This window comes from Mesorhizobium sp. M2A.F.Ca.ET.039.01.1.1 (genome assembly GCF_003998035.1).
Taxonomy (GTDB): domain Bacteria; phylum Pseudomonadota; class Alphaproteobacteria; order Rhizobiales; family Rhizobiaceae; genus Mesorhizobium.
Map to the genome: position 1 here is coordinate 1 of NZ_RZRY01000821.1, position 2,495 is coordinate 2,495.

The 2,495-nt window shown below is 60.5% G+C and carries 3 protein-coding genes and 1 pseudogene; 1 reads left to right on the forward strand and 3 read right to left on the reverse strand.

Going from position 1 to position 2,495, the window contains the following annotated elements:
- Positions 1 to 258 (forward strand): annotated as a pseudogene (locus EOA24_RS34195) (transposase); the annotation flags it as partial.
- Positions 259 to 449: 191 nt separating this feature from the next.
- Here EOA24_RS34195 and EOA24_RS43510 read toward each other — a convergent pair.
- The 3 genes from EOA24_RS43510 to istA all read right to left on the reverse strand — a co-directional run.
- Positions 450 to 755: a tyrosine-type recombinase/integrase gene (locus tag EOA24_RS43510; RefSeq protein ID WP_348633097.1), complete on the reverse strand. Its 306-nt coding sequence runs from the start codon at positions 753 to 755 to the stop codon at positions 450 to 452.
- A gap of 84 nt (positions 756 to 839) precedes the next feature.
- The gene (istB, locus tag EOA24_RS34205) at positions 840 to 1,721 is read right to left on the reverse strand and encodes an IS21-like element helper ATPase IstB (protein ID WP_127410602.1); all 882 of its coding nucleotides are present in this window, start codon (positions 1,719 to 1,721) and stop codon (positions 840 to 842) included.
- Positions 1,718 to 2,495, reverse strand: a 778-nt coding sequence (istA, locus tag EOA24_RS34210) for an IS21 family transposase (RefSeq protein WP_127410603.1), incomplete at its 5' end; no start/stop codon positions are given. The genes istB and istA, both read right to left, overlap by 4 nt.

Sequence of the window (2,495 nt, forward strand, 5' to 3'; positions counted from 1 at the left end):
AATACACGCTGACCTTCTTTTGCCTGCCGCGCCAGCACCACAAGCACCTGAAGTCCACCAACATGCTGGAGCGCCTCAACGAGGAAATCCGTCGACGCACCTATGTCATGCGCATCTTTCCCCAACGCCCAAAGCTGCCTGCGCCTGGTCAGGGCACTCGCCGTCGAAACCAACGAGAACTGGATGGAGGCCAACCGCTACATCAACATGGACGATCTGCGCGAGCACAAGAAGCTCGCTCTGCGCCAAGCCGCATGACCAGCTTCTTGGCCGCCCCTTTTTGCAGAACTTGACGCACACAACCTGCAGGACGCCATCCCAAGACGCGCCGGCCCTAGCTTCGGCCTCCCCGCGGGAGTGAGGCCATCGAACAGGAACCTGAAGCCGGGGCCGACGGCCCAGCTTCAATCGTTCGGGGTAGGCTTGATGTAGAGGGCAGGGGACCAGCCCTAGCCCGCCCCGAGAGGATGAAGCCGCATCACCATGTCGATCGACCTTCTTTGGTCGACATGGGTGTAAATCTCCGTCGTACCGATGTCCTCGTGTCCAAGCAGCGCTTGTATCGCCCTGAGGTCGGCCCCGTTTGATAGCAGGTGGGTGGCGAAGGCATGCCGCAACACATGCGGGCTCACTTCGTCGGGCCGCGGCAACCCAGCCATTTCGGCGGTCTCCCGGACGTCCCTGAACGCTGCAGAGCGCGAAGTAGGCTTGCTGCCGTCGCGCACAGAATGGAACAGCCACTTCGGCGAAACCACACCGTATTCCGCCGCGAGGGAACGCCAGAGCCGTGTCAATACCGGGTGAAATTTCCCCAAAAGTGCCGAAGTAAAATTCCCCAATTATGCCGTCTCGGACGGCATGGAGAACTGGGTATTTTTCGGCGGCCGACCGCGCGGCCGTGATGGTGGCGCGAAGGACGGTGGAGTAATCAGGGCTTTCGAACGGACGTGTTCAGGCATCAATTCGGCATGCTGGCGCAGCCTGTAGCTTGATCCTTCGATCTGAACGACGACGGCATGATGCAAAAGCCTGTCGAGAAGCGCGGTGGCGACCACTGCGTCTCCAAAAACATCTCCCCATTCTGCAAAGCCGCGGTTGGACGTCAGGATCATTGCCCCTTTCTCGTAGCGGGCGTTGACGAGTTGGAAGAACAGATTGCCGCCGCCGGCGATGACCGGGAGATAGCCGATCTCGTCGACGATCAGCAGACTTGGCCTACAGAAGAAGCGGATGCGTTCTTGCAGCCGTCCCTCGCGCTCGGCCCTGGACAGCGCTGCAATGAGATCGGCCAAGGTGCAGAAGTAGACACTCTTGCCCGCTTTGACAGCTTCGACGCCGAGCGCGATAGCCAGATGGCTTTTGCCGGTTCCCGGCGGCCCGAGGAAATGGGCGGCCTCGTGCCTTTCGACGAAACCCAGTTGCGCGAGCGTGAAGATTCGATCGCGATCGAGGGAGGGCTGGAAGGAGAAATCGAAGCCGGCGAGCGTTTTGATGGTTGCCAGCCGACCCATCCTCAACGCCGTCTTTATGCGACTGTTCTCGCGCAGGGTCAGCTCTTCGGAAAGGAGAATGTCGATCGCTTCGAGCGCCGACAGCTCGCCATGCTCCAGGCGGCGGACAATATGGTCGAGTGCTTCAAGGGCACGTGGCATCTTCAAGCCGACAAGGTCATGGCGAATGCGGTCGATCATCGACGGCACGGCATCGAGAGCGGCGCTCATGGGCGGTTCTCCTGTGCCATGGCTCTGGCGACGGCGTCGTAGAAGGCGAGCGGCCGCTGTGTGACCTTGTCTCCGGATCCATGAAGAATGATCTCGTCACTGTTGACGTGCGGTCGCGATCGCGGCGGTGAGCGAAGGGTTCTGTGTCCTGGTTCGACGCGGCGCTGATGGCGACCTTCCAACACCGGATGCACAGCAATCAGCGCACCGTCTTCGAAGATTCGAACCTCATTGGCCAAGGTGTGAACTTCGACGAGCCGCCTTCTGGTGGCGTCGGGCACGCTGTAGGCGTTTCCACCAACGCTCACCATGCCCTCTCGGGATATCCTGCGCTCAAGCCGCAGAACCGATCGGAACGGAGCCAGTGGCAAGGGACGCAGATGAAGGCGCTCTTGCGCGAATGCCTCGACGACGACGCGCTGCGTTGTGGCGTGCACGCGCGCGTTGGCAACGACATCCAGCCATTGCCGCAGTTGGGTGTTAAGATCATCAAGGTTGCGAAACGAGCGCGCCAGGAAGAAGTCTTCACGAATATAGCGAAATGGTCGCTCGACCTTTCCCTTCGTCTTGGCCCGATATGGTTTACAGGCCTTTGGATGAAAGCCGAAATGGCGGGCGAGATCGAGCAGAGCGCGGTTATAAACAATGCCGCCCGTTTCGCCTTCTCCGATGACCGCAGTCTTCATTCGGTCGTAAAGGATCTCGCGTGGGACGCCGCCGATCGCATCGAACGCCGCGGCGTGGCATCGCAGCACCGTCGGCAGATCCTGATGC